General features: G+C 53.9%; 17 protein-coding genes and 1 pseudogene. 13 read left to right on the top strand and 5 right to left on the bottom strand.

Features of this window, described 5'->3' with window-relative positions; all coding sequences use genetic code 11:
• Positions 1-109: 109 nt before the first annotated feature.
• Positions 110-199: pseudogene (locus ACIGCM_RS12645) on the top strand (integrase); the annotation flags it as partial.
• Between the two features lie 127 nt (positions 200-326).
• On the opposite strand, the gene ACIGCM_RS12640 reads toward ACIGCM_RS12645, so the two are convergent.
• The 3 genes from ACIGCM_RS12640 to ACIGCM_RS12630 form a co-directional block, all read right to left on the bottom strand.
• Positions 327-890 (bottom strand): type 1 glutamine amidotransferase domain-containing protein, encoded by a 564-nt coding sequence (locus ACIGCM_RS12640; RefSeq protein ID WP_397502400.1) that lies wholly within the window; start codon positions 888-890, stop codon positions 327-329.
• A gap of 432 nt (positions 891-1,322) precedes the next feature.
• A complete protein-coding gene (locus tag ACIGCM_RS12635; RefSeq protein ID WP_397502399.1) occupies positions 1,323-3,683 on the bottom strand; it encodes a DNA polymerase II in 2,361 nt (786 codons plus the stop codon).
• Positions 3,684-4,096: 413 nt separating this feature from the next.
• A complete protein-coding gene (locus ACIGCM_RS12630) occupies positions 4,097-5,038 on the bottom strand; it encodes a cupin domain-containing protein (protein WP_397502398.1) in 942 nt (313 codons plus the stop codon).
• 110 nt (positions 5,039-5,148) lie between these two features.
• Between ACIGCM_RS12630 and ACIGCM_RS12625 the strand changes: the two genes are divergently transcribed.
• The gene (locus tag ACIGCM_RS12625) at positions 5,149-6,381 is read left to right on the top strand and encodes an FAD-dependent oxidoreductase (protein WP_397502397.1); all 1,233 of its coding nucleotides are present in this window, start codon (positions 5,149-5,151) and stop codon (positions 6,379-6,381) included.
• Between the two features lie 365 nt (positions 6,382-6,746).
• On the opposite strand, the gene ACIGCM_RS12620 is transcribed toward ACIGCM_RS12625, so the two are convergent.
• Both ACIGCM_RS12620 and ACIGCM_RS12615 read right to left on the bottom strand, forming a co-directional pair.
• Positions 6,747-7,904 (bottom strand): alpha/beta hydrolase family protein, encoded by a 1,158-nt coding sequence (locus ACIGCM_RS12620; protein WP_397502396.1) that lies wholly within the window; start codon positions 7,902-7,904, stop codon positions 6,747-6,749.
• 342 nt (positions 7,905-8,246) lie between these two features.
• The gene (locus ACIGCM_RS12615; protein ID WP_397502395.1) at positions 8,247-9,170 is read right to left on the bottom strand and encodes a LysR family transcriptional regulator; all 924 of its coding nucleotides are present in this window, start codon (positions 9,168-9,170) and stop codon (positions 8,247-8,249) included.
• Positions 9,171-9,559: 389 nt separating this feature from the next.
• Here ACIGCM_RS12615 and ACIGCM_RS12610 point away from each other — a divergent pair, with 389 nt between their 5' ends.
• From ACIGCM_RS12610 to ACIGCM_RS12560, 11 genes are all read left to right on the top strand, one after another.
• Positions 9,560-10,486 carry a LysR family transcriptional regulator gene (locus ACIGCM_RS12610; protein WP_397502394.1) on the top strand — a complete coding sequence of 309 codons (927 nt, stop codon included), beginning with the start codon at positions 9,560-9,562 and terminating at the stop codon, positions 10,484-10,486.
• 108 nt (positions 10,487-10,594) lie between these two features.
• Positions 10,595-11,956 carry an amidohydrolase family protein gene (locus tag ACIGCM_RS12605; protein WP_397502393.1) on the top strand — a complete coding sequence of 454 codons (1,362 nt, stop codon included), beginning with the start codon at positions 10,595-10,597 and terminating at the stop codon, positions 11,954-11,956.
• Positions 11,957-11,966: 10 nt separating this feature from the next.
• Complete coding sequence (locus ACIGCM_RS12600) at positions 11,967-12,404, top strand: heme-binding protein (protein ID WP_397502392.1); 438 nt, start codon at positions 11,967-11,969, stop codon at positions 12,402-12,404.
• A gap of 26 nt (positions 12,405-12,430) precedes the next feature.
• Positions 12,431-12,751, top strand: coding sequence for a nuclear transport factor 2 family protein (locus tag ACIGCM_RS12595; protein WP_397502391.1), 321 nt, complete (start codon positions 12,431-12,433; stop codon positions 12,749-12,751).
• A 389-nt stretch (positions 12,752-13,140) separates the two neighbouring features.
• Complete coding sequence (locus ACIGCM_RS12590) at positions 13,141-14,082, top strand: VOC family protein (RefSeq protein ID WP_397502390.1); 942 nt, start codon at positions 13,141-13,143, stop codon at positions 14,080-14,082.
• Between the two features lie 8 nt (positions 14,083-14,090).
• Positions 14,091-14,477, top strand: coding sequence for a Rieske (2Fe-2S) protein (locus ACIGCM_RS12585; RefSeq protein WP_397502389.1), 387 nt, complete (start codon positions 14,091-14,093; stop codon positions 14,475-14,477).
• Positions 14,478-14,583: 106 nt separating this feature from the next.
• Positions 14,584-15,708, top strand: coding sequence for an FAD-dependent oxidoreductase (locus ACIGCM_RS12580; RefSeq protein WP_397502388.1), 1,125 nt, complete (start codon positions 14,584-14,586; stop codon positions 15,706-15,708).
• A 128-nt stretch (positions 15,709-15,836) separates the two neighbouring features.
• Positions 15,837-17,516 carry a DUF1302 domain-containing protein gene (locus ACIGCM_RS12575; protein WP_397502387.1) on the top strand — a complete coding sequence of 560 codons (1,680 nt, stop codon included), beginning with the start codon at positions 15,837-15,839 and terminating at the stop codon, positions 17,514-17,516.
• 14 nt (positions 17,517-17,530) lie between these two features.
• A complete protein-coding gene (locus tag ACIGCM_RS12570; protein WP_397502386.1) occupies positions 17,531-18,907 on the top strand; it encodes a DUF1329 domain-containing protein in 1,377 nt (458 codons plus the stop codon).
• Between the two features lie 68 nt (positions 18,908-18,975).
• Entirely contained in the window at positions 18,976-20,076 is a 1,101-nt protein-coding gene (locus ACIGCM_RS12565) for a WD40/YVTN/BNR-like repeat-containing protein (RefSeq protein ID WP_397502385.1), read from the top strand.
• A 4-nt stretch (positions 20,077-20,080) separates the two neighbouring features.
• Positions 20,081-22,570, top strand: a complete 2,490-nt coding sequence (locus tag ACIGCM_RS12560) for an RND family transporter (RefSeq protein ID WP_397502384.1) — start codon at positions 20,081-20,083, stop codon at positions 22,568-22,570.
• Positions 22,571-22,677: the final 107 nt, after the last annotated feature.

Here is a 22,677-nt window from a genome sequence, read left to right as displayed (position 1 = left end):
CGCCCCCTGATGGTTAATCGCATGCTGCACGGCGCAGCTGTTTGTTATTGATGAGTGGTCCATGAACACCATTACTCACTTCAAACATCAACCGCGGAACAAGGGAAAGCTTGTCGGTCACATGAAGCTTGAAAGCACCTTGCGATTCCACGGGGTTGAGGTCGATGATGCTTTGGAAATGTCGGAGCACACTAAAATCTGGCCCTACACAAGGGCAGTCGAGTCAATACCGTCGCTATCGGCCAGAAGCCAAACGCCCAGACTGATTTCAGACCCCAGTCACTGATCCAGTTGCCAGTCAGTTGAACCCTTGACGTACCTGCGGCTTAGTCGGCCTCAAGCGCCGTAGCGATAGTTTCTGTGAACGCCGGAATATCTTTGGGCGTTCGCGAAGTAATCAAAGTCCATCCATTGGCTTGGCATTGTTTGACTTCAACATCTACCCAGCCGGCCGCACCGGCATTTTCCAGGTCGAGCTTGACGCTAGTGTAGGAGGTGAGCGTCTTGCCATTGATTATTCCAGCGTTGATTAACAGCCAAGGCCCATGGCAAATCGCAGCGATTATTTTTCCCGCACTGGCGAACTCCTTCGCCAGGCGCTGGGCGTTCTCATCCAGACGCAGCGTATCGGCGTTGACCGTACCGCCTGGAATCACAAGCGCATCAAAATCCGACGCTTTGAGCCCCGCCAGCGAAACCTCAGACTCGACAGTGCGATCTTTCTCAGTGTCATGAACAAATGTCTGGGTAGTGCCGCCGTCAGATGAGGCATGAGTGAGCAAAGCACCCTGTGCCTTGAGTGTTTCCAACGGTTTTATCAATTCATCCCGCTCGATCCCAGTGTTCGATGTGATGAACAATACTTTTTTACCTGCTAGTCGATTACTCATGGCGTTCACTTTGGCCTCTTGTCTAGGTAATAAAGGAAGCATGCGGGTGATGATTTATCCGTCGCATTGAAGATGTGAGGTCGGAGCAGTTTGGAAAGTTCACCCGGATTTCCCCGAGCACAATGGCGCTGAGTGACGCCTGCGGGCCGAGAACGCTAAATTCATGCCTGTAAGAACTGGGCAGTTAAAAGCGTCACCAGCCTGGGCCCGGGACAACAGGCTGCATTGCGCGCTGTATCCTGATTTTCGTGTGGCATAAAAAGAATGCACGAACAGGTACGCCCATGGCTGATTTGGCGAATGAGCGCCCGTTTAATGCCCGCAACAGCTGAAATCTGGCCGCAATTGGTCGATTCCTGCCTACCAAGGCTACGGTGCCTCTTGGTCAATTCCTTGTAATACCCGAATAAAGGCTGCAGGCGAGGGTGGTCCTTAAAACAAGCCCAGCTGGCCGCCAATCAAGGTGCTGAAGTCGTCATCAACAAACGGCAGAATGGCGTCCGCAACCGGTTGCAGCTGGCGAGTCAGGTAGTGGTCGTAGTCGATTGATGCGCGGCGAATTTCCAGAGGCTCGGGGCCGCTCTTGCTGATGACGTAACTGATCCAGCCGCCATTCTGGTATTGCATCGGCCTGCCCAACTCGGCGTTGTATTCGTCCGCTGTGCGGGCGGCGCGTACATGTGGCGGTACATTACGTTGGTAATCATTGAGCGGTCGGCGCAGGCGCTTGCGGTAGACCAATAGTTCATCCAGTTCACCCGCCAGCGTGCGTTGCACGTAGTCGCGAACATAGGCCTGATACGGTTTTTGGTCGAAGATCAGTTGATACAGCCCGCGTTGAAACTGTTGAGCCAGTGGCGACCAGTCACTGCGCACGGTCTCCAGGCCTTTGTAGACCATTTCCGAGGTGCCGTCGCTGCGCCGCACCTTGCCGGCATAACGCTTCTTGCTGCCTTCCTCCGCGCCGCGAATTGTCGGCATCAGGAAGCGGCAATAGTGGCTCTCAAACTGTAATTCCAGCGCACTCTCAAGGCCGTAGTGCTGCTGCAAATGCGTCTTCCACCATTGATTGACAGTGGCTACCAGCTCGCGGCCGATACGGGTAGCATCGGCCTCGCTGTGCGGGTGCTTGAGCCACACAAATGTCGAGTCGGTGTCGCCGTAAATCACCGCGTAACCCTGGGCCTCGATAAGCTCGCGGGTCAGGCGCATGATCTCGTGGCCGCGCAGGGTAATGGAGGAGGCGAGGCGCGGATCGAAGAAGCGACAGCCACTGGAACCCAGCACTCCGTAGAACGCATTCATGATGATTTTCAGCGCTTGCGACAGGGGCGCGTTGTGCTCACGTTTGGCTGTCTCGCGGCCATCGGCAACCCGCGCCACTATCGACGGCAGGCAATGGGTTTCGCGCGAGAAGCGTGCGCCTCTGAAACCGGCGACCGAATGTGCATCATCCGGCTGCTGCAGGCCTTCGATCAAGCCGACCGGGTCGATCAGGAAGGTGCGGATGATTGATGGGTACAGGCTCTTGAAATCGAGCACCAGCACTGAGTCATACAAGCCCGGCTGCGAGTCCATCACAAAACCGCCAGGGCTGGCTTCGGGCGGTCGCTCGCCCTGATTGGGCGCGACATATCCCTTGCGGTGCATCAGCGGCATGTACAGGTGCGTAAAGGCGGCCACCGAGCCGCCGCTGCGATCCGCAGGCAGGCCGGTGACACTGGCGCGCTCGAGCAGAAAGCGCAGGAGTTCGGTCTTGGCGAAGATGCGGGTTACCAGTTCGCAGTCCTTGAGGTTGTAGTGCGCCAGCGCCGGCTTGTCTTCGGCGAACATCCGGTTGATTTCATCCATGCGCTGGTATGGCGTGCTGATCGACTTGCCCTCGCCAAGCAGGGTCTGCGCGACGTTTTCCAGGCTGAATGAAGGAAAGCTCCAGGTGGCTGAGCGCAAGCCTTCGATGCCGTCGATAATCAGCCGGCCCGCCGCTTCTGCGAAGTAGTGGCTGCGGCTGCCATGTTCGCGCCAGAGCAATTCGCTGTTGCCACGCCCAAGCAGTAGGGGTACGGCCAGCCTGCGTGCGTGCTGGTGGAGAATGCGCAGGTCAAACTGCACCACGTTCCAGCCAATAATTGCGTCGGGATCGTGGGTGGCAAACCACTGGTTGAGCTGCCGCAGCAGTTCGACTCTTGAGGCGCAGTACTGCAGGTTGAAGTCGAGCGGGGTCGCATCGCCATTCGCCGGGCCGAGCATGTACACATCGCGCTGGCCGCATCCTTCAAGTGCTATCGAATACAGCTCGCCATCTTCTGTGGTTTCGATATCCAGCGAGACCAGCCGCAAGGTCGGGCGATAGTCTGGAGCCGGCTTGAGTTGCGCGTTCGTCACGATACCGTCTGCATCGACAGTGCCTGCAAAACTCAGCCCCGCGGTGATGAAGCGCTCCATAAGGTAACGTTCGGGCGGGCGAATGTCGGCCTCGTAAACATCCACGCCGGATTTACGCAGCAGTTTGTCCAGCTGCATGAGTTGACGATATTGCTGGCAGTACAAGCCAAGCACCGGGCGTTGCTGAAAGTCGCGCAGCCCCAGCGTGCGTAAATCGCAGCCCGCCTCATTGGCGAGCAAGGCTTCAACGTGCTGGCGCTGCTCGGCCGGAATAAACGCAACCGAGGTTTGCAGCGGCAAGCGCAACTGGCGCGGGCCCTGATCGGTTGCCAGCCAGAACTCCACCACGCTGCCGCCTGGCGTATCACGCCAATGTCGCGACAAAATAAAACCGTGTTGAAATTCCACTAAGCCCATCCGCACATTGCATTAACTGGCTGATTCTACCTGTCTGGCGCAGCGTCTGTGCACTAACCGGGCTAACGGCGAAACTGCATGCCAGTTCACCAGCAGCTTGCGTTCGACGTGACTTGTCATGTGCAGTTTATGGTCACCGATTGCAGCGGATTTGCCCCGTAAACTTTCTGGCCATGATTGGCAGAGAACGGCCCAGAGAGTGTAAAAACGCTTCGCCAAAATTTTAGTGCACGCGTCTACGTTAAATCTGAAACTTATCGGCACCTCACAGATGTGGATTTCGCGTAGAAGCGCGATTTCCATTCCGGTTTTGAGTACCTGTCGCGCTGAAAAACGTTTTCACACAGCCTCGGCCATGAGCGGTCATACATCATCTGTAAGCTAGGCAAGCTGATTTGCGTCAGTTAGCAGTACTGGTTGCGGTACTGCCGGGGCGACATGGACATACGTTCGTGGAAAGCCTTGCGAAACACCCGGTCGGACTGGTAGCCCACAGCTGAGGCGATCTGCGCCACGGAGTCGTTACTGTCGCTCAATAGTTCTGCTGCCAGGCTAATACGCCATGCATTAAGGTAGTCGATGGGCGATTGACCAATCAGTCGGCAGAAGCGAGCGGCGAAAGTAGATCTCGATAAATTGGCGGCCGCAGCCAGCAGTGGCACGCTCCATTTGCGCTGAGGCGCCTCATGAATGGCCAGCATCGCCTTGCTGATGTACGGGTCTTGTAGGCCCTTCATCCAGCCAGGAGAAAAGCCGTTGTTGGTAAGGATGTAATTGCGCAGCAGGCTGACCATGATCAGCTCTGCCATATGTTTGGCTACTGCGTAATAGCCAGGTCTTTCGTCTACCAGCAACGCCTCAATGGCCGGGCGAGTATGGTTGAGAATGCTGGCTTCTCCCTCGCGCATCACAATGAAGTCCGGTAGCGCGGACAGTGCAAAGGATCCATGTCCACTGTGTATGCTGAATGCCAAGCCGATCAAGCGACAGCGCTCACCGCCCCCACCATGAACGACGGAAATTGCCGAGCCGGGCTGCACACTGCGATCCAGCTTGGGCGAACGCAAGTCACTCCAATTCAGTTTATGAATGTCAGTGGCAGCAACACCTGATTGAGACAGCAATCGGCATTTGCCGCCACATGGAACCAATAATGTGTCGCCAGTCGCAAGGTAAAGGGTCTGTCCTGCGGAGGTTTCTACTACAAAACGTCCCTCGGTGACGATGAAGCAGAAACCAGGCTGATAGTCGCGAACTTCCACGCCCCAAGGCTCTGACAGATGCCAACTAGAGATGCTGGTCGATTCAATTTTCAGCATTGAAAGAAAGTGGCTCAGCAAATCCATTTCGGCTCAAAATTAAGAGTATTTATCCGGAAATATAGATAGATACGTATTTATTGTCCAGAAAAGAGCATCCACAATGCCGGCACAATAACAAACCGAGGTATTTGCGAATGCGTGTCGAACCTAGCCTCCAATGGCGTCCTGGAAAACGAGTTGCGGTGATCGGTGCGGGGCCGGGTGGTGTCTCTACCGCGCTAGCTCTGAAGCAGCAAGGTTTCGATGTGCTCGTCTTCGAGAAGCAGCCAGAGCCTAAGCCTTTGGGCGGGGCCGTACTGCTGAGCGTTCCTGTACTTGCCGTGTTGCGTCATTACGGTATCGACTTGAACAACTTCGGCTCATTCACTGTCACCGAGTTTCGGAATAATAAAAATCAGCTACGTTCGCGCCTCCCCTTTAATAAGTCGGTAGAAAAGTCCTTCGGTATTAACGGCTGGCACTACGGCATGCTTCGTTCCAATGCCTTTGCGAAAATGATGGAGCTCATGCCAGAAGGCATGCTGGTACCTAATTCGGACTTTGACCACTACACGCAGACAGCGGATGGGGTGACCGTTAACTTGAAGGATGGCAAGACCATTGAAGCTGACATCCTTGTCGGTGCCGACGGTATTCGTTCCGGTGTGTCGCACCAGGCCTTCGGTGACCCTGGGCTGTTTCATGTTGGGCTGCGCGTTTGGCTCGCCTGGTGCGATCCTATTGATGGTATTCCGCCGCAAACCGGACGCATCATCCACTCGCATAAGTACCAGGCCAGCTTCTTTCCGATGCTGCACGACGGAAAGCCGGGATATGAATGGTGGGTTGTGGAGCCCTGCGAGGAAAATGCCCCCACGCCTGCTGACATTGCCAGCCACCTCGGCAAAATTCTGAGCAAGTTCCCCGATCCACTCCCTCGTTTTCTACAGTCGACTAATCTGGAAACCCAGATTTTCAAGTGGGACATCTACAATCGCCCTTCGTTAAAACAGTGGAGTAATGGACGTGTGGTGTGCCTGGGAGACGCCGTGCATCCGGTGTCACCTTATGCCGCATACGGCATGGGTATGGCTATTGAGGATGGCTATTTTCTTGCCAAGGCACTTGCAGGCTCCGACTTGAATGATGCTAGGCAGGTTAGTAACAGCTTCCATGAGTTCGAGTCACAGCGGGTGGACTATGTAAATAACCACGTAGAATTCGCAAGGAAGCTTGGTAATACGTTCCATCAGTTGCCCTATCCACTAGCGAAACTGCGAGACTTTGTCTTCGACCGTACCAGCATCCTCGACCGAATGATCCGTCACGATTACTTGGCAGATGCGGAGAAAATGTCGTTGATGATGCAGGAGCTGCACCAGGCGTAATTCGACGTTGGAGAATAATGATTCTGCTTTACGAACAGCTCACCAGCAGTCTAGGGCGCGGCTGTTCCGCAGTTTTAGATGCCGACTCTCCAGGACAGTGAAGTCTTTGATAGCCCCATGTTTGATGAGCTCATTCCTTGAGGAAGAAGCAGCTATGTCGACCGAATAGCGGGCCTCAAACTGTCCGCTTTTGGCCGATTCCTCCCTGTCGTCAACATGGTCAAATCGAATGCAATTGATTGGTCAGTGAGCTTGTCGTTGTGGCCGCTCACAGTGATATGTGAGCGACTCTAATGGACTAGTCGTCACGCCTGAGCGTGACGACTTTTATGCGCTCAATTGCGCATCAGCAGATTGGCGACGATCTAAGCCGTTCGGCCACCCAGGTTTTCAGCAACCCAATCAGCAATGTATTGACCGGCATTAATTGAGTTGTCGAAGCTTGAGTGCTGCACGCCACCTTCACGTTCGGTGAAAATTTTCAGCTCGCGCTTTGGGCTATTGACCAATTGCTCGTATGTGCGGTGTGCCCACTTCAGTGGGATCTGTGAGTCCTTCTCTCCGTGGGTTACGAGGAAGGGGACCTTGATGCGCTCGACCACGCCATCGAGGTGTACGTTTTCGGCGATGGCCATAAACTCCTCAATGGTTTCGCCACCCCACACCCAACGAACGTGCTCCCAGTAGTGAGGGACCGGGAAGCTACCTTCACGTTCTAAGCGACGCTTCTGCACATCTCGCCAATCGTGGTTTGCGCCCCAGACTACGCCGCAGGCGAAGCGTGGTTCAAAGGCCACAACACGCGGGCAGTAATAACCGCCGAGCGACACGCCTTCACAGCCGATGCGCTTGGCATCGACATCTTGGCGATCTTCCAACCAATCAAATACACGGCTTCCCCAATGCTCGGCGTCATAGCGTGCCTTCAGGTCGTGCAGGCGCAAGGCTTCGCCGGTGCCGGGTTGATCGATCAGTAGTGACGAGACGCCGCGTTTTGCTAACCAAGCCGGCAGGCCTACGCGGTATTTCATTTCTTTGGTTGAATCCAAACCGTTTAATTGGACTAGAAGCGGGGCCGGGCCGTCGACACCTTCGGCGCGCACGTACAGACCGGAAATCACTTTGCCTTCGTATGGGATTTCTACGCGTTCGCAGTTTTCGCCCGACAGCTTAAGGCCTTTGGCGAAGGTTGCGAGGAAACGTTGATATAGCTCAGCTCGACCTTCTGCACCGTGAGCCTGAAGACGTTCGCAAGTCAGGTAATAAGTGGCGGCGCGATTGTACTTTTCACCGGCAGAGAGCAGTCGGCCTTTCTCTTCATCTTCGCTGGCAAGCGAGCAAAGTTTATCGGCCATCTTTGCCCAGGTTTCGCGGAAGGCTTTGGTGCCAGCGGCATCAGGTTGTTTTGCAGCTTCTTGCAAAGGCGCACACATTTCCTCGATTTCGCCAATGCGAGCGCCCATCTCGATGGCGAGGTTTACAGACAAATTCCAAACGTAATTGGTAGGGAAGTAGCGAAACATATTGTTGTTTTCCTCAGCTGTTTCTAATGATCACTAGCGCTTTGCTGGCTCTAGACAGACCGCAATTTGAAACCGATAGATGTGAAGTGTCTGGTTATTCCGGCGGTTAAAAAGTGGTGTTGGCGTCGGCAAAGGCCAGCCAAGCAATGATTGCTGAAGCAAGCTCGCATGGGTTTGAGGATTCGACAAATTGCTAATTAGGATGCCAGCCATCGGCAAATGCGATACCTGGGCGTTGACTGAGAAGGTTGCAAAGTCGGCTTAGGAGGGAGAGGGGGGCAACCGAGTTGTCGCATGGTGTTATGCAGGATTTGGCCGCCATCCTTGGCCCATAAGCTGTTGTCAGGCCGCCGCTTCGGCATCATTGGTTTGCGCCATGCCAATCAATTTCTCACGTAACCAGCGCAAAACCGGATCCCGATCAAGGCTGCGATGCCAACTCATGAATTCCTTCATAACGGGCAGTTCCACGGGCGGCGGCAGGATTCTTAATGGCAGGCTGCGAGCATAGAGTCGTGCTAAACGACTGTGCATAGTGGCAACGCGTTCTGTGCCGATAACCAGTTGAGCCAAGGTATTAAAGTCGTGCGTAATGACCTCTAAGCGGCGTTTACAGCCGTATTGATTCATAAACCATTCCTCGATCCCTGGGGTGCGACTGCGGCCAAAGGCGACAGATACGTGGCCAAGCTCCAAGTAACGCTCGAGGCTCATCGTTTCACCAACGCTGGTATTGCCTTCCCACACAACACAGACGTGCTCCTCATCAAAAAGCAGCTGAGAGGGGTGCTCTTGGGGCATGTAGTTTTCTGGGGCAATGAGTAAATCAACCTCTCCTCGCATCAGCATCTCCATCGAGGTTTCCCCCGGGCTCATCAGCTCGAAGGTGATTTGAGGTGCTTCGTAATTAACGGCTTGGATCACCTCAGCAAACAGGACGCTGATGAGGTAATCCGAGGCCATGATGCGGAAGTGGCGTTTGCTCTTGGCAATATCGAGCACGGGTTTGGCAGTTATTGATGTCTGGATTTTTAACAGCACTTCACGCACTGGAATTTCCAGGTCTTTGGCCAATGGGGTCGGCATCATTTTACGCCCCACTTGAACCAGCAGGTCGTCTTCAAAATAGGTTCGCAGTCGACCGAGCACACCGCTGGTTGCGGACTGAGTCATATGCAAACGGCCAGCAGCACGGGTGATGTTTTGCTCGTCAAGCAGCACATCGAGCGCCACCAGGAGGTTTAAGTCCAAGTGTTTGAAACGCATATCAGGCTTCTCATTGTTGTATTTATTTTGGCGATACCCTGCATCCGAACTAACGATTAGTCAAATTGTTGATGGGCGCAGACTTTTTGCGGGTTGGCCGCTATTGGCCTCCAGAGTATTTACCAAAACCAGCCAGCCCAGACGCTTCGCAGACTTTGAGTACTGCTACAGATGGATGGGGCAGAGGTATCTATAAGTACGATACATAGCATTGCCAATCGCGATAGGTTGAGGTCAGTGGGTTCGTGACAGAGTTATGAGCCTTAGGGTTTGATCTGCCCTTTACCACTCATAACAATTTGTACGTGCAGTCAAAACTACTAGATTCGTGCGGGAACCCGCCGTAGACAGGCTGAAAACGTGTAAACCAGCAACGATGATCTATAAGCATGCGCTATCACGGACTCGACCTAAACCTGTTGGCAGTGCTTGATGCGTTGTTTACTGAGCAGCATGTCACGCGTGCCGCAGGACGGTTACACCTGACTCAGTCGGCGGTGAGTGCGGCTCTAGGCCGATTGCGTGAACACTTTGATGACCCTTTGTTTGTGTTGGTGGGCGGTAGCATGTTACCGACCTCGCTAATGCAACAACTGTATCCACGCATACATGATGTATTGGCAATAGCCCGTGATATTGCCGTAGCCAATACTGGGTTTGACCCCGGCAATACTCAACGGCGCTTTAAGATTCTGGCGTCGGATTATGTGATCGCTGTATTGATGCCGCATGTACAGCGCCAGCTTGCCAAAATTGCGCCCGGGATTGATCTGCAATTCGTCACTTTGGTGCCGCAGCGCGCAGTAGAGCAGGGCGGCTTGGTGGACGAAGCTGTGGAGCAACAACATTGTGACTTGGTGATTTTGCCCCACGCTCACCGCTCCCTCAGGCACCCCAGTTCTGCGTTATTTGAGGATGGTTTCAGGACTATTGCTTGTCGCGATAATCCTCACATCACCGATGGCCTTACGTTGGAGCGTTATCTTGCGTTACGCCATGTTGTCCGCGCGCCGGGCGCTGGCGGGCCGGGCAGCATGGAAGCTGAGTTTCTTGCCAGTCAAGGTCTGGAGAGACGTGTCGCCGTGACGGTGGAGCAGTTCGCTTTGATTCCGGAGTTTGTGCTGGGCAGCGACTGTATTGCCACGCTGCACCAGCGACTTGCCTTGCTCTACGCTCAGCGCTTTTCCTTGCTTGTGTTGGAGCCACCCTTGCCAATACCGCCGACACTACAAGTCATGCAATGGCACGCTTATCAGGATAGCGATCCGGCGCTACTATGGCTGCGGCAACTGCTGCTTGATTCTGCAACTATCTGATTCTATTAACTATTAATTTTCAGAATGAGGGGCCAGCAATAACATTCACTTCCTCGAGCATGACCGCGCAGCTAGCGTGGTGGCACTCCAACAACAGGTGCCAATCTCATGTCACGAATACACGTCAATTGCCAAACGCTGTTTACCGGTTTGGAAGATCAGGCACGGCAACAGCAAACGCTGGTCATTGAAAACGGTATGTTCAGCTACGTTGGCTCACGCGCTGAAGCGCCACAGCCGACACCGGGTGAAGCGGTTATCGATGCTGGCGACCATTTTGTGATGCCGGGTCTAGTCGATGTTCACACGCATTTGGTTTTTGGTAATGCCAAGAGTGAAGAAGACATCGACCTGCATGTCTCTCCGGAATTTCGCGCCTTGCGCGGGCTGTTTTTCACCCAGCATTTATTGGCTGCAGGCTACACCTCTGTAGTCGTACCTGGGGATGCAGGTCAATGCAGCATCGCCGTGCGCAACTCGATTAACGCCGGCATGTTCACCGGCCCGCGCATCGCCGCCAGTAGCAACGTGATTGCTAACCGGCAAAGCCTCAATGATTGGTTCCCGAGCTGGGTAGGCACGCCTGAATACTTCAGTGGTCGTTTGTGCGCGACGCGTGATGAGCAAATCGGCGAGATTCGTCGCCAAGCTAAAGACGGTGTAGACGTCATCAAGATCGCGATGGATGGCCCGCACTTCCGTCCAAATGGTGAGCACATTGCGGCGTTCACTGAAGAAGAAACTCGGATTATGGTCGAGGAAATTCATCGTCTGGGTAAGAAGGTGGCGGTGCATGCTTATGGCCGCGAGGCGGTTCTGTATGCCGCGAAGGCCGGGGTTGATGTGATTTTTCATGGCTTCTTCATGGATGATGAGTGCATTGAAGCCATCCTTAAATCAGGCAGCCACTTAGCGCCGACATTCACCATGTTGGCCAACAATGTGGAGTTCGCCGAGGACTATGAAGCATCAACCAAAAGTGGTTACGCGGCCATGCAACGCCGGGTGATCGATGTTGGGTGTCGCAATCTTCGTCGTGCCCGTGAAGCAGGCATTCCCTTTATGACGGGCAGCGACAGTGGTTTTGCCATTACTCCGTACGGGGAATGGCATGCTCGTGAAATCGAAATTCTGGTTGACTGGCTGGGCTTCACTCCAGCAGAAGCATTGCGTGCAGCCACTTCGGTATCGGCAAAAATGTTGCCGGCATCGCAACCGGTGGGTGCACTGGAAGTCGGTCGCCGCGCGGACTTTATTTTTGTCGATGGCTCACCTCTTGAGAATGTCGCGATTTTGCAGGAGCGCAGTCGCATTCGTAGCGTTTACCTTGGCGGCAAGCGCGTCGAACCGACGGTGCCGGGATACGACCCGAATAAGGTCTCTGACTTCAATACCGTGAAGTGGTCCGAGCTGCACACTCGCCAGCGCGCGGTCGAAATGGGCAAGCGCCCGGCCAGAATCGATCAATAAGGAGCCGCGTATGCACAAACTTACCCTTGAAGCTGCATCAATCATGGTTGATGCAGCACTGGCCGAAGGTCGCCGTTTAGGTTTAGCTCCGCTGTGCGTGGCAGTACTGGACGCAGGCGGTCATTTGCTCGCGTTAAAGCGCGACGAGAAGTCCAGTTTATTACGTCCACAGATTGCCAACGGCAAGGCCGCGAGCGTGCTTGGTATGGGTTTTGGCGGTCGCGAATTGGCCAAGCGCGCGGCAGCGATGCCAGCCTTTTTCAATGCGTTGAGCGATTTGGCAGGCGGCAATATGGTGCCTGTACCCGGTGGTGTATTGATTCGCAATGCCTTAGGCGAAGTGTTGGGCGCCATAGGCATTACCGGCGATACCTCAGATAACGATGAGCGCTGCGCAATAGCTGCTGTTGTGGCAGCGAGCTTGGTAGCTGATCACGGTGAGCTGTAAATTTCAATCAACAGGTAAAACACACAATGAGCGAACAAAAAATTGCACAAATTCTCGAGGCTGAGCGGCTGCGACGTGTCGCCTTGGTTGAAGAAAATCATCAGCAGGTTGAACGTCTGTTTGCTGATGATTTGGTCTATGTGCATACCACGGGCCTGATTCATAGCAAGGCTGATTACTTGGCCTATGCGCGTGATGTTGTGCGCTATGTGGATGTGCAGCGTGATCAACTTGAAGTCCGCCTTTATGGCGATACGGCGGTAATGACCGGGTTTCAAACCAATACTATGCAAAAACGCAGCGACACCACTGTCATCAAAGGGGAAGGCTTTGTAACTCAAGTCTGAGTGCATGGCGCGCAAGGCTGGCAGATGTCTTCATTCCATGGCAGCAGACTACCAAGTTGATTAGGCATTTTTAGCCTTCATAAATACTGCAAAACCGACCTTGCCACTTGAGCAGTGCGACCAACGTGTTGTGCTGTTTCAGTGGCTTTTTGTTGTCGCGGCGAGTGAAGCGAATCTGTATTGAGCAAGGATTGATCAATGCCCTCAAGTATCGCGTTCGCTGATAGGTCACATCCCAACACACGATTAGTCGCCAACAGTTGTTTACGCCAATCTCTGCGCAGTGCTCTGGTCAAACCAGTGACGCCACCATCGAACATCGGACAGCTACTTGATGAGTAAGTAAAACCTGTTGCTGTTCGCACTATAATTTTAATGGAGTGGTAGCCATGAATATCATTGGCCTTGATACCCTGATTTTTGGTGTCGACGACATCCAAGCCTGTACTGACTGCTTGCGTGACTATGGTCTGACCCCCGTTGACGCTAACGAGCAGGGCGGCCGTTTCGAGGCGCTTGATGGCACCTCGATCATCATTCGTCATGCAGACAATAGCGAACTGCCTGCTGCTATCGGTCCAGGACCGTCGCTGCGCGAAACCGTATACGGTGTAGCAGCCATCGATGACCTAGAAGCTATTGCAGATGAGTTAGGTAAAGACCGTGAAGTCAGCCGCGGTGCTGATGGCAGTGTGCACAGCGTTGATGACATGGGGTTTGCTATTGGTTTTCAGGTAACCGTACGTCGTCCCTTCAGCGCCCCGGCTGACCTGACCAACGCACCAGGCAGTGAGCCGCAGCGACCGCTAAATCAACCCGGCATCACATTGGATATGCCGGCTGTACCGCGCACGCTCTCCCATGTCGTGTATTTCGTCCCCGACGCAGCAAAAGCAGAGGCTTTCTATGCTGAACGCTTGGGTTTCAGAACCACTGACACCTTTGTTGGTGTAGGTCCATTTATGCGTCCTGCTGGCGCAGATGATCACCATTGCTTGTTCATGATCCAAACCCCACCTCACATGAAGGGCTGTGAGCATTTCACCTTTCACATGGGCAGTGGCACCGAAGTGTTGCTGGCCGGACGGCGGTTTGAGCAGAGCGGCTGGACTAGCTTCTGGGGCCCTGGTCGTCACCTGTTTGGCTCCAATTGGTTCTGGTATTTCAACAGCCCTTTGGGCTGCCACATTGAATACGATGCTGATATGGACAAGCACGATGACGAATGGGCTGCCCGTCAGGCACCGATGTCAGCGGATAACTCTCAGCTGTTTCTCTTCACGTCCCGTGAGAAATGGGCACCAGGTGGCCCGCCTCCGAAGCAGGGATAAGTGCGCCCATGTCCTTTGAATCTATCGTGCTGTGTCGGCTCGATGAATTGAGCGAGGGCCAAGCGCGCGGGTTTGATCCATTGCAGCGCGGCAAAGACAGCGTTTTTGCCGTACGCAGCAACGGTCAGTTGCGGGTGTACCTCAATAGTTGCCCGCATCTGGATGTGCCGATGCAGTACCGCAAAGACCGTTTCCTCTCGGCCGATGGCCAGATGATTGTCTGTTATGCGCACGGTGCGCAGTTTCGGATAGACGATGGCGAGTGCGTGTACGGCCCCTGTTTAGGTCAGCGATTAACCCTCCTTGAACACTCGCAAGAACAGGGGTGGTTGACCCTGAACGTCGCGCAACTGAAGCGTATTGAGGTATCGCGTTTGGCGATAGATCGCATCTGATCATGCGATTAGTCAAATCGGTCATTTGACGAGAAGCTGTTTAAAAGCGTCGCCGCACATGCCTGTGATCGGTAGTCGCAAACAAAAACAAAAAGTGAGATTTGTAATGACTACAGCCAGTAAAGTGTTAATCGTCGGTGGTGGTATTGGCGGTCTGTGCGCTGCAATCGCCCTGCGTCGCAAAGGTATTGAGGTCGATCTGGTTGAGCTCAAAGCTGAGTGGACGGTTTACGGTGTCGGCATTATTCAGCAGAGCAACGTTGTACGTGAAATGGCTAAGCTGGGTGTGCTTGATGGTTACCTCGATGCTGCTTACGCATTTGAAGACGTGACGATCAATACCACTGGCGGCCAATTATTGGCGCGTATCCCAGGCCAGCGCTTAGCGGGGCCTGAGTACCCGGCAAATGTTGGAATCTCACGTTTAGCATTACACAAAGTACTTAGTGAAACCGCGATTGAACTTGGTTCCAACGTGCGCCTAGGGCTGACGGTAGATACCCTTACGCAAGATAGCGACGGTGTGGACGTTCAGTTTACCGATGGTTCGCAAAGCCGTTACTCGCTGGTTGTTGGCGCAGATGGTTTATATTCCAAAGTTCGAAGCATGCTCTTCGGCGATAAGTACATGCCACGTTTTACCGGGCAATCGGTGTGGCGCTACAACTTCCCACGCCTGCCTGAAATCGATCATCTGGCTAACTATCAGGGCCCTGCTGGCAATGCGGGTTTGGTGCCGCTGGCTGATGATCTGATGTACATGTTTCTGACTTCACACGAGCCCTCCAATCCATGGATGGACACCAGCACCCTGGCAGCTGAAATGCGTTCGCGTCTGAGTGGTTTTTCCGGTCCCATTGGAGAGCTGCGTGAACAAATTACAGATGGCGAAAAGGTTGTCTACAAACCACTGGAAGTTGTGTTTGTTGATGAGCCTTGGTATCGCGATCGCGTGTTATTGATCGGTGATGCCGCTCACGCGACTACTCCACATTTAGGGCAAGGTGCCGGGATGGCGATTGAAGACGCCATCGTTCTCAGCGAAGAGCTGACAGCAGGCGGCCCTATCAATGACGTATTGCAGCGTTTCATGGCGCGCCGCTTTGAGCGTTGCAAATACATTGCTGAAAGCTCAGTACTGGCCGGTGATAAAGAAATTGCTCACGACCAGAGTTTTGACCGCATCGGTTTGGTTAAACAGATGTTGGCCAGAACGGCTGAGCCGGTCTAGAGACTCGGGCGAATCCGCCCTATTTAACGAGTAACCAACTAATCCCCTTCACCCGCATGTCTTGCGCGGGGTTGGGGGAGCTATATCCGGAAACCAACACCCATACAACAATAATGAGGGTTTTTTCGATGGCTATTCGCAAGAGAGCCGGCGCACGGCTTGCGCCATTCCCGATGACAATGGCAGCCGCCTTGGTGATGTGTGCCCCACTGGCTCAGGCATTTCAGATCGATACTGGAAACTCTGATGTCAGCCTGCGTTGGGATAACACGTTCAAGTACAGCAGTGCTTGGCGCACGCAAGATCAGAGCAGCAAGCTGGCTGAAGGGCAAGTGGCGCTGAACCAGGACGATGGCGACCGCAATTTTGATAAAGGCTTGATCTCGAACCGCCTGGATATCCTCTCAGAAATGGACCTGGCTGTTGGTGATTTCGGTGCCCGTCTCAGCGGTGCAGCTTGGTATGACACTGTTTATCAGGATGACACGGATAACGATGACCCAACCCGCGCCAACCAGCGTTCAGTTGCCTACGATGAATTCACCGATGACACCCGCCACTTACACGGTGGTGACGGCGAATTGCTTGATGCCTTCGTCTACTGGAATGGCGAGTTGGCTGAGCGTGCGCTGTCGGTGCGCCTTGGTCAACATGGTTTGGTTTGGGGGGAAAGCCTGTTCTTTGGTGCCAATGGTATTGCTGGCGGCATGGCGCCAGTCGATGTGGTTAAAGCGGTTTCGGTTCCCAATACCCAGTTCAAAGAGATTGTTCGTCCCGTTAACCAAATCTCGGCCTCCTACCAAATCAGTGATGACGTGTCCTTGGGCGCTTACTATCAGCTCGAGTGGGAAGAAACGCGTCTGCCAGGTTCGGGCAGCTATTTTTCTGTCAGCGACACGATCGGTGAGGGTAACGAACGACTTATTGTCGGCGCACCTTTTCCTGGCTTTTTGGGCGGCAACCCCAACAGCCCAGCTGCTTTTTTTCACGGCAATGACAAAGAAGCACGCAGTTCGGGCCAAGGGGGGCTGCAGCTTAAATACAGCGCCGACACAGTTGAATACGGTCTGTATGCGATTCAATACCATGACAAAAGCCCCAAGCTTTACCTAAAGCCTAGTGCAACTGGCCCTGATTTTGGCACGGGTAAAATCGGCGAGTACTACTGGGTCTACCCAGAAGACATACAAGCCTTGGGCACCAGTTTTATCACCACGGTTGAACAGTTCAGCTTTGCCGGTGAAGCGTCGCTGCGCTGGAATATGCCATTGGTTTCAAACGGTGTAACCATCACTCCAGGGGTTGAGGCCGACAACAACAACCATGCGCTCTATGCCGTTGGCCGTACTGCACATATCAACCTCAATACCATTGCTTCATTTGGTCCTTCATTCATTTCCCAAGAATCCAGCTTGGTCGGTGAGATTGCCTGGAACCGCCTGCTAAGCGTCAGCAAGAACAGGGAAGCACTGTCCCCAGGTGCGACGGATGATGGTCTGGGCCTGAAGTTGGTGTTTGCGCCAACCTACCGACAAGTGTTCTCGGGCGTCGACATCAGCGTTCCGGTCGGTGTCAGCTATTTCCCGATGGGTAAATCGGCAGTCGTCAGTTCATTTGGTCCTGATAACGGTGGCGACATGAACATCGGCATCTCCGTCACCTACAAAGAACGCGTCACCGCTGGCCTTACCTACACCCATTATTACGGGCCTGAAGACACCAACCTCGATGCGGCGTCTCACTTCACCTTTAAGCAGTCGCTGAAAGACCGGGATTACCTGGCTTTCTCCGTCAAGACCACGTTCTAAGAGGACTTGAACACATGACCCACTCATTCAAACTCAAAGCCCTGTGCATTGCTTTGCTCGGTGGTTTTGCGCTCACTGCAAATCTTGCGATGGCTGCTGTTTCTGCCGAAGAAGCCGCAAAATTGGGCACTACATTGACCCCGCTGGGCGGCGAGCGAGCTGGCAATGCTGATGGCTCTATCCCGGCTTGGGACGGCGGCTACACCAAGGTTGACCCAGCCTATAAAGAAGGTGGCAAACGTTCAGATCCCTTCGCCAATGAAAAACCTTTGTTCAGCATCACCGCGAAGAACTTGGCGCAGTACGCTGACAAGTTGAGCGATGGCACCAAGGAAATGTTCAAGCGTTATCCGGATTCCTATCGCCTTGATATCTACCCAACGCATCGCACTGCAGCGGCGCCTAAATGGGTATATGACAACACGCTGAAGAACGCCACTGCAGCCACATTGGTAGACAGCAGTGCAGGTCCGATTCCACAAGGTGCTTATGGCGGTATTCCATTCCCCATTCCAAAGAATGGCGATCAAGCGATTTGGAATCACATTCTCAACTGGCGCGGAACCTCCATTGCGATGCACTTCCGTCACTACCTGATTACGGCTGATGGCAGTCAGGTCATGACCACCGACGGCAAAGCGCTACAAGAAATGCCGTATTACTACCCCGAAGGCTCGGCAGCTGATTTCGATGGTGATTACTGGCTGTTCCGTCTGCTCAACGTAGGCCCACCGATTCGCGCGGGTGAGCAGATTATGGGGCGCACCAACGTTAATGGTGACAAGTCGCAGGCACACGTTTATCTGGCTGGTCAGCGCCGTGTGCGCAAATTGCCAAATGCGTGCTGTGATACGCCTACACCGGCCACCGCCGGGGTTATGACCTTTGACGAATTGTCCGTCTATCAAGGCCGTCTGGACCGCTTCAAATGGAAGTTAATCGGCAAGCAAGAAATGTATGTGCCGTACAACACCAACAAGGTCCAGGCGGCAGCGAAGCCTGAAGACTTGTTCGAGAAGCACCACATGAACCCTGACTACGTGCGTTGGGAATTGCATCGCGTTTGGGTGGTTGAAGCCGATTTAGCCCCTGGGATGCGTCACCAGCTACCTAAAGGCCGCTATTACCTGGATGAAGATACCTGGCAGGCTCTGCTCGGTGACCGTTGGGATGCCAGTGGCCAGTTGGCCAAGACCCTTTGGGCGCTGCCTGCAGTGATGCCGGATATCCCTGCCCACGCTGTACTGTCTTCTGGATTCTATGATCTGACCTCTAGCGCCTGGTTTATCCAAAACGTCTATACCGGATTACCTGAGCAGTATGGTGTTGTTGATCGCTATAAAAAATCTGAGTTCAAGCCGGCGGTAATGGCCGGGCAGGGCGTGCGTTAACGCTTATGCCGCGTCGGGTCTTCCCCTGCGGAAGGCCCGTTGGAGCTAAGTATTTTTTGAGGTGTGCGATGAACAGATTTACCCGGGCAAAGACTTGGTTGTTAGCGTTAAGTCTGCCGCTGGTAGCGGTGCCTAGCTTGGCCAATGAGATGACTATAGGGCCAGTATTGGCGACATCAGCGCTTCATACTGACCTGGCTGCGCAAGCTGTATTGCTCGATCTTGCTAGAGCCGGAACGCGTCTTGTGGCTGTTGGTGAACGCGGCACCGTGGTGCTATCGGATGACAACGGCAATAGCTGGCGTCAGGCCGATGTTCCGGTTTCTGTTGGCCTGACAGCTGTGCAATTTGTCGATGCCAAGCAGGGGTGGGCGGTCGGCCATGCAGGTGTGGTGTTAGCAACTGTCGATGGCGGAGATCACTGGAGCGTTCAGCTCGATGGTGTTCGTGCTGCGAAGATCGAGCTGCAGTCTGCGCAGCAGGCCCTTGCCTCCGCTGCTGATGCTGAAACCGCACAGGTTCGCGTCGATGCAGCTCAACGCTTAGTTGATGACGGCCCGGATAAGCCATTCCTGGCGCTGGATTTTGTTGATGCCAAGCGCGGTGTGATTGTCGGCGCATATGGTTTGGCCATGCAAACCCATGACGGCGGTGCCAGTTGGCAGTCGCTCATGGGGCAAATCGATAACCCCATGGGTATGCACTTGTATGGCGTCGCCCATCAAGGACAGCGGTGGTTTTTGGCTGGTGAACAAGGGTATTTAGCCCGTTCTGATGACGATGCGCAGGTCTTTACTGCGCTGGAAAGTCCTTATGAAGGCAGTTTTTTTACCCTGCAAATGATGGGTAATGATGAGGTGCTTGTTGCCGGCCTTAAAGGCAAGGCATTCCTCTCTTCTGACGCTGGAGAGACATTTGCGGCCGCACCGGTAATTGCGCCCGTTTCATTTAGCGACTCGATTCGTTTGGCCGATGGCCAAGTCTTGCTGGTCAATCAGGCGGGGGGAATATTTCGCTCCAGCGCTAGCAGCGCCAACCTGCAGCCAGTGGGTAAACCTCTTGGGCGACCAGTGGCGAGCCTAATCCAAGCGGCCGATGGCGCTCTTGTTGTTGCCGGGTTCACCGGTTTGATGCGTATTTCTCCAACTGCATCCTCTGTTTCGGAGTGAGGTCATGAAGCCTTCTAACCAACCTTTTGACCCGTCGTCAGCGGATGTTACGCGTTTCGATCCGCGTTCCGGTTCGGTGCTGGAGCGAGCGCTGTTTAATCATCGCATTTGGGTGTTGATTCTATGTGCGCTGACTACGTTGTTTCTCGGCTATCAAGCGCTGCGCGTTGAACTCAATGCCAGCTTCGAGAAAATGATTCCAACCCAGCATCCATACATTGCCAACTACCTGGAGCATCAGCACGAGTTGACTGGCTTGGGTAATGCGTTGCGCATCGCGGTGGCCAATAAGAAAGGCGATATTTACAACGCCGACTACCTTAAAACCCTGCAAGCCTTAAGCGACAAACTGTACTTGCTCCCGGGCGTTGATCGCGCCTACATGAAGTCATTGTGGACGCCCGCGACTCGGTGGGTTGCCGTGACAGAAGATGGCATGGATGGCGGCCCGGTAATCCCTGATGAATATGACGGCAGTCCTCGTAGTCTGGGAGATCTGAAACGCAATGTGCAGCTGTCCAATGAGATCGGACAGTTGGTGGCTTTCGACCAGCAGTCCAGCATTATCTACGTTCCGCTGCTGAGTAAAACTAAAGACGGACAGCCACTTAACTACGCCGTGCTGTCTGATCAACTGGAGTCGCTACGCCAGGAATACGCCAGCGATAGTGTCGATATTCACATCACCGGCTTTGCCAAAAAAATTGGTGATCTGATCGCCGGCCTTAAGCAAATTATCTTGTTTTTCGCTGTGGCGATTATCATTACAACCGTGGTGCTCTATTGGTACACACGCTGCGTTCGCAGCACTTTGCTTGTTGTTGCGTGCTCGCTGGTAGCGGTTATTTGGCAGCTGGGTTTACTGCCGGTGCTGGGCTTCCAGCTTGACCCTTATTCTGTGCTAGTACCCTTCTTGGTGTTTGCCATTGGCATGAGCCACGGCGCGCAGAAAATGAACGGCATCATGCAGGATATCGGACGCGGTATGCACCGCGTTGTAGCCGCTCGCTTTACATTCCGACGGCTGTTTCTCGCCGGGCTAACCGCACTGTTGTGTGACGCAGTGGGTTTCGCGGTGCTGATGATTATTAAGATCCAGGTTATTCAGGATCTGGCCGTCATCGCCAGTATCGGCGTAGCGGTACTCATCTTCACTAACCTGATTCTGTTGCCGGTGTTGCTGTCTTATGTCGGCGTCAGCGGTCGTGCGGCGCAACTGAGCCTTAAGAGCGAGCAAGCAGAGGAAGCTGGCCTTGAGCGTCATGCCTTCTGGCGTTTTCTTGACCTGTTTACCCGCCGTGGTTGGGCGAGCCTTTGCATTGCTGTGAGTCTGGTGCTGGCAGTTCTGGGTTTTATGGTCAGCGAGCATTTGCAAATCGGTGATTTGGACGCAGGTGCTCCGGAGTTGCGTGCTGATTCGCGTTACAACCAGGACGATAGTTATCTCACAACGCATTACGGTGCGAGCAGCGACGTATTTGCCGTCATGGTCAAAACCCCAGCCAGCGCCTGCTCAAGCTATGAGGTTTTACGCAAAGTTGATGCCTTGGATTGGCAGCTGCGCAACTTGAAAGGGGTGGACTCGACCAACTCATTGGCTTTGCTCAACCGTCGTGTCCTGGTTGGTTTGAGTGAAGGCAACCCTAAATGGTACGAGCTGCAAAATAACCAAGCGATGCTCAATATGATCACCGCTGCAGCTCCGCGTGGGCTGTACAACGAAAACTGCAGTTTGCTGACTCAGTATGCGTACCTGACCGACCATAAGGCCGCAACGCTGACCCGTTTAGTCGATCATGTCGAGCAGTTTGCCGCTGCCAACAACACAGATGATGTGCAGTTTCTGCTGGCGGCGGGTAGTGCCGGTATCGAGGCAGCAACCAATATTGTGGTGAAGCAGGCCAACCGCGAGATGCTGTTTTGGGTCTATGGCGCGGTGATCATTTTGTGCCTGATTACCTTTCGCTCATGGCGCGCAACCATCTGCGCTGTGATCCCACTGATGCTGACGTCCATTCTCTGCGAAGCCCTGATGGTTGGTCTCAACATCGGTGTAAAGGTGGCAACGCTACCGGTTATTGCTTTGGGTGTCGGCATCGGGGTCGACTACGCCTTGTATGTCATGAGTATTTTGCTCAGTCATTTGCGCCAAGGCTCAAGCCTCTCCGAGGCGTATTACCGGGCACTGGTTTCCACCGGCAAGGTGGTGATGCTTACCGGTATTACGCTGGCCATCGGCGTAGCGACTTGGATTCTTTCACCAATCAAGTTCCAAGCGGACATGGGCGTACTGCTGGCCTTTATGTTCGTCTGGAACATGGTCGGTGCACTGGTTCTGTTGCCAGCGTTGGCCTACTTCCTGTTGCCGGTTAAACGCAGCGAGCAAGCTGTAAATAATGAACCCCATAGGGCCAAGCATTCGCGCAATCAAACAGCGCGTTCGAAAACTGAGCACAGCAAAGACGCGTCGCTGGCTACCAGCAGCGTGCACTGATGTATGAACGCTTAATAACAACAAGAGAGTAGGCCCATGTCCGAAGTGAAGCGATTTGTGTTGCGGTTATGTAGTGCAATTACTAACGGCTTAGCACTTTACGGTGC

Source organism: Pseudomonas sp. NPDC078700, assembly GCF_044542375.1.
Lineage (GTDB): Bacteria > Pseudomonadota > Gammaproteobacteria > Pseudomonadales > Pseudomonadaceae > Aquipseudomonas.
The sequence above is the reverse complement of the archived record's forward strand: the minus strand, read 5'-3'. Positions and strand labels throughout refer to the sequence as shown.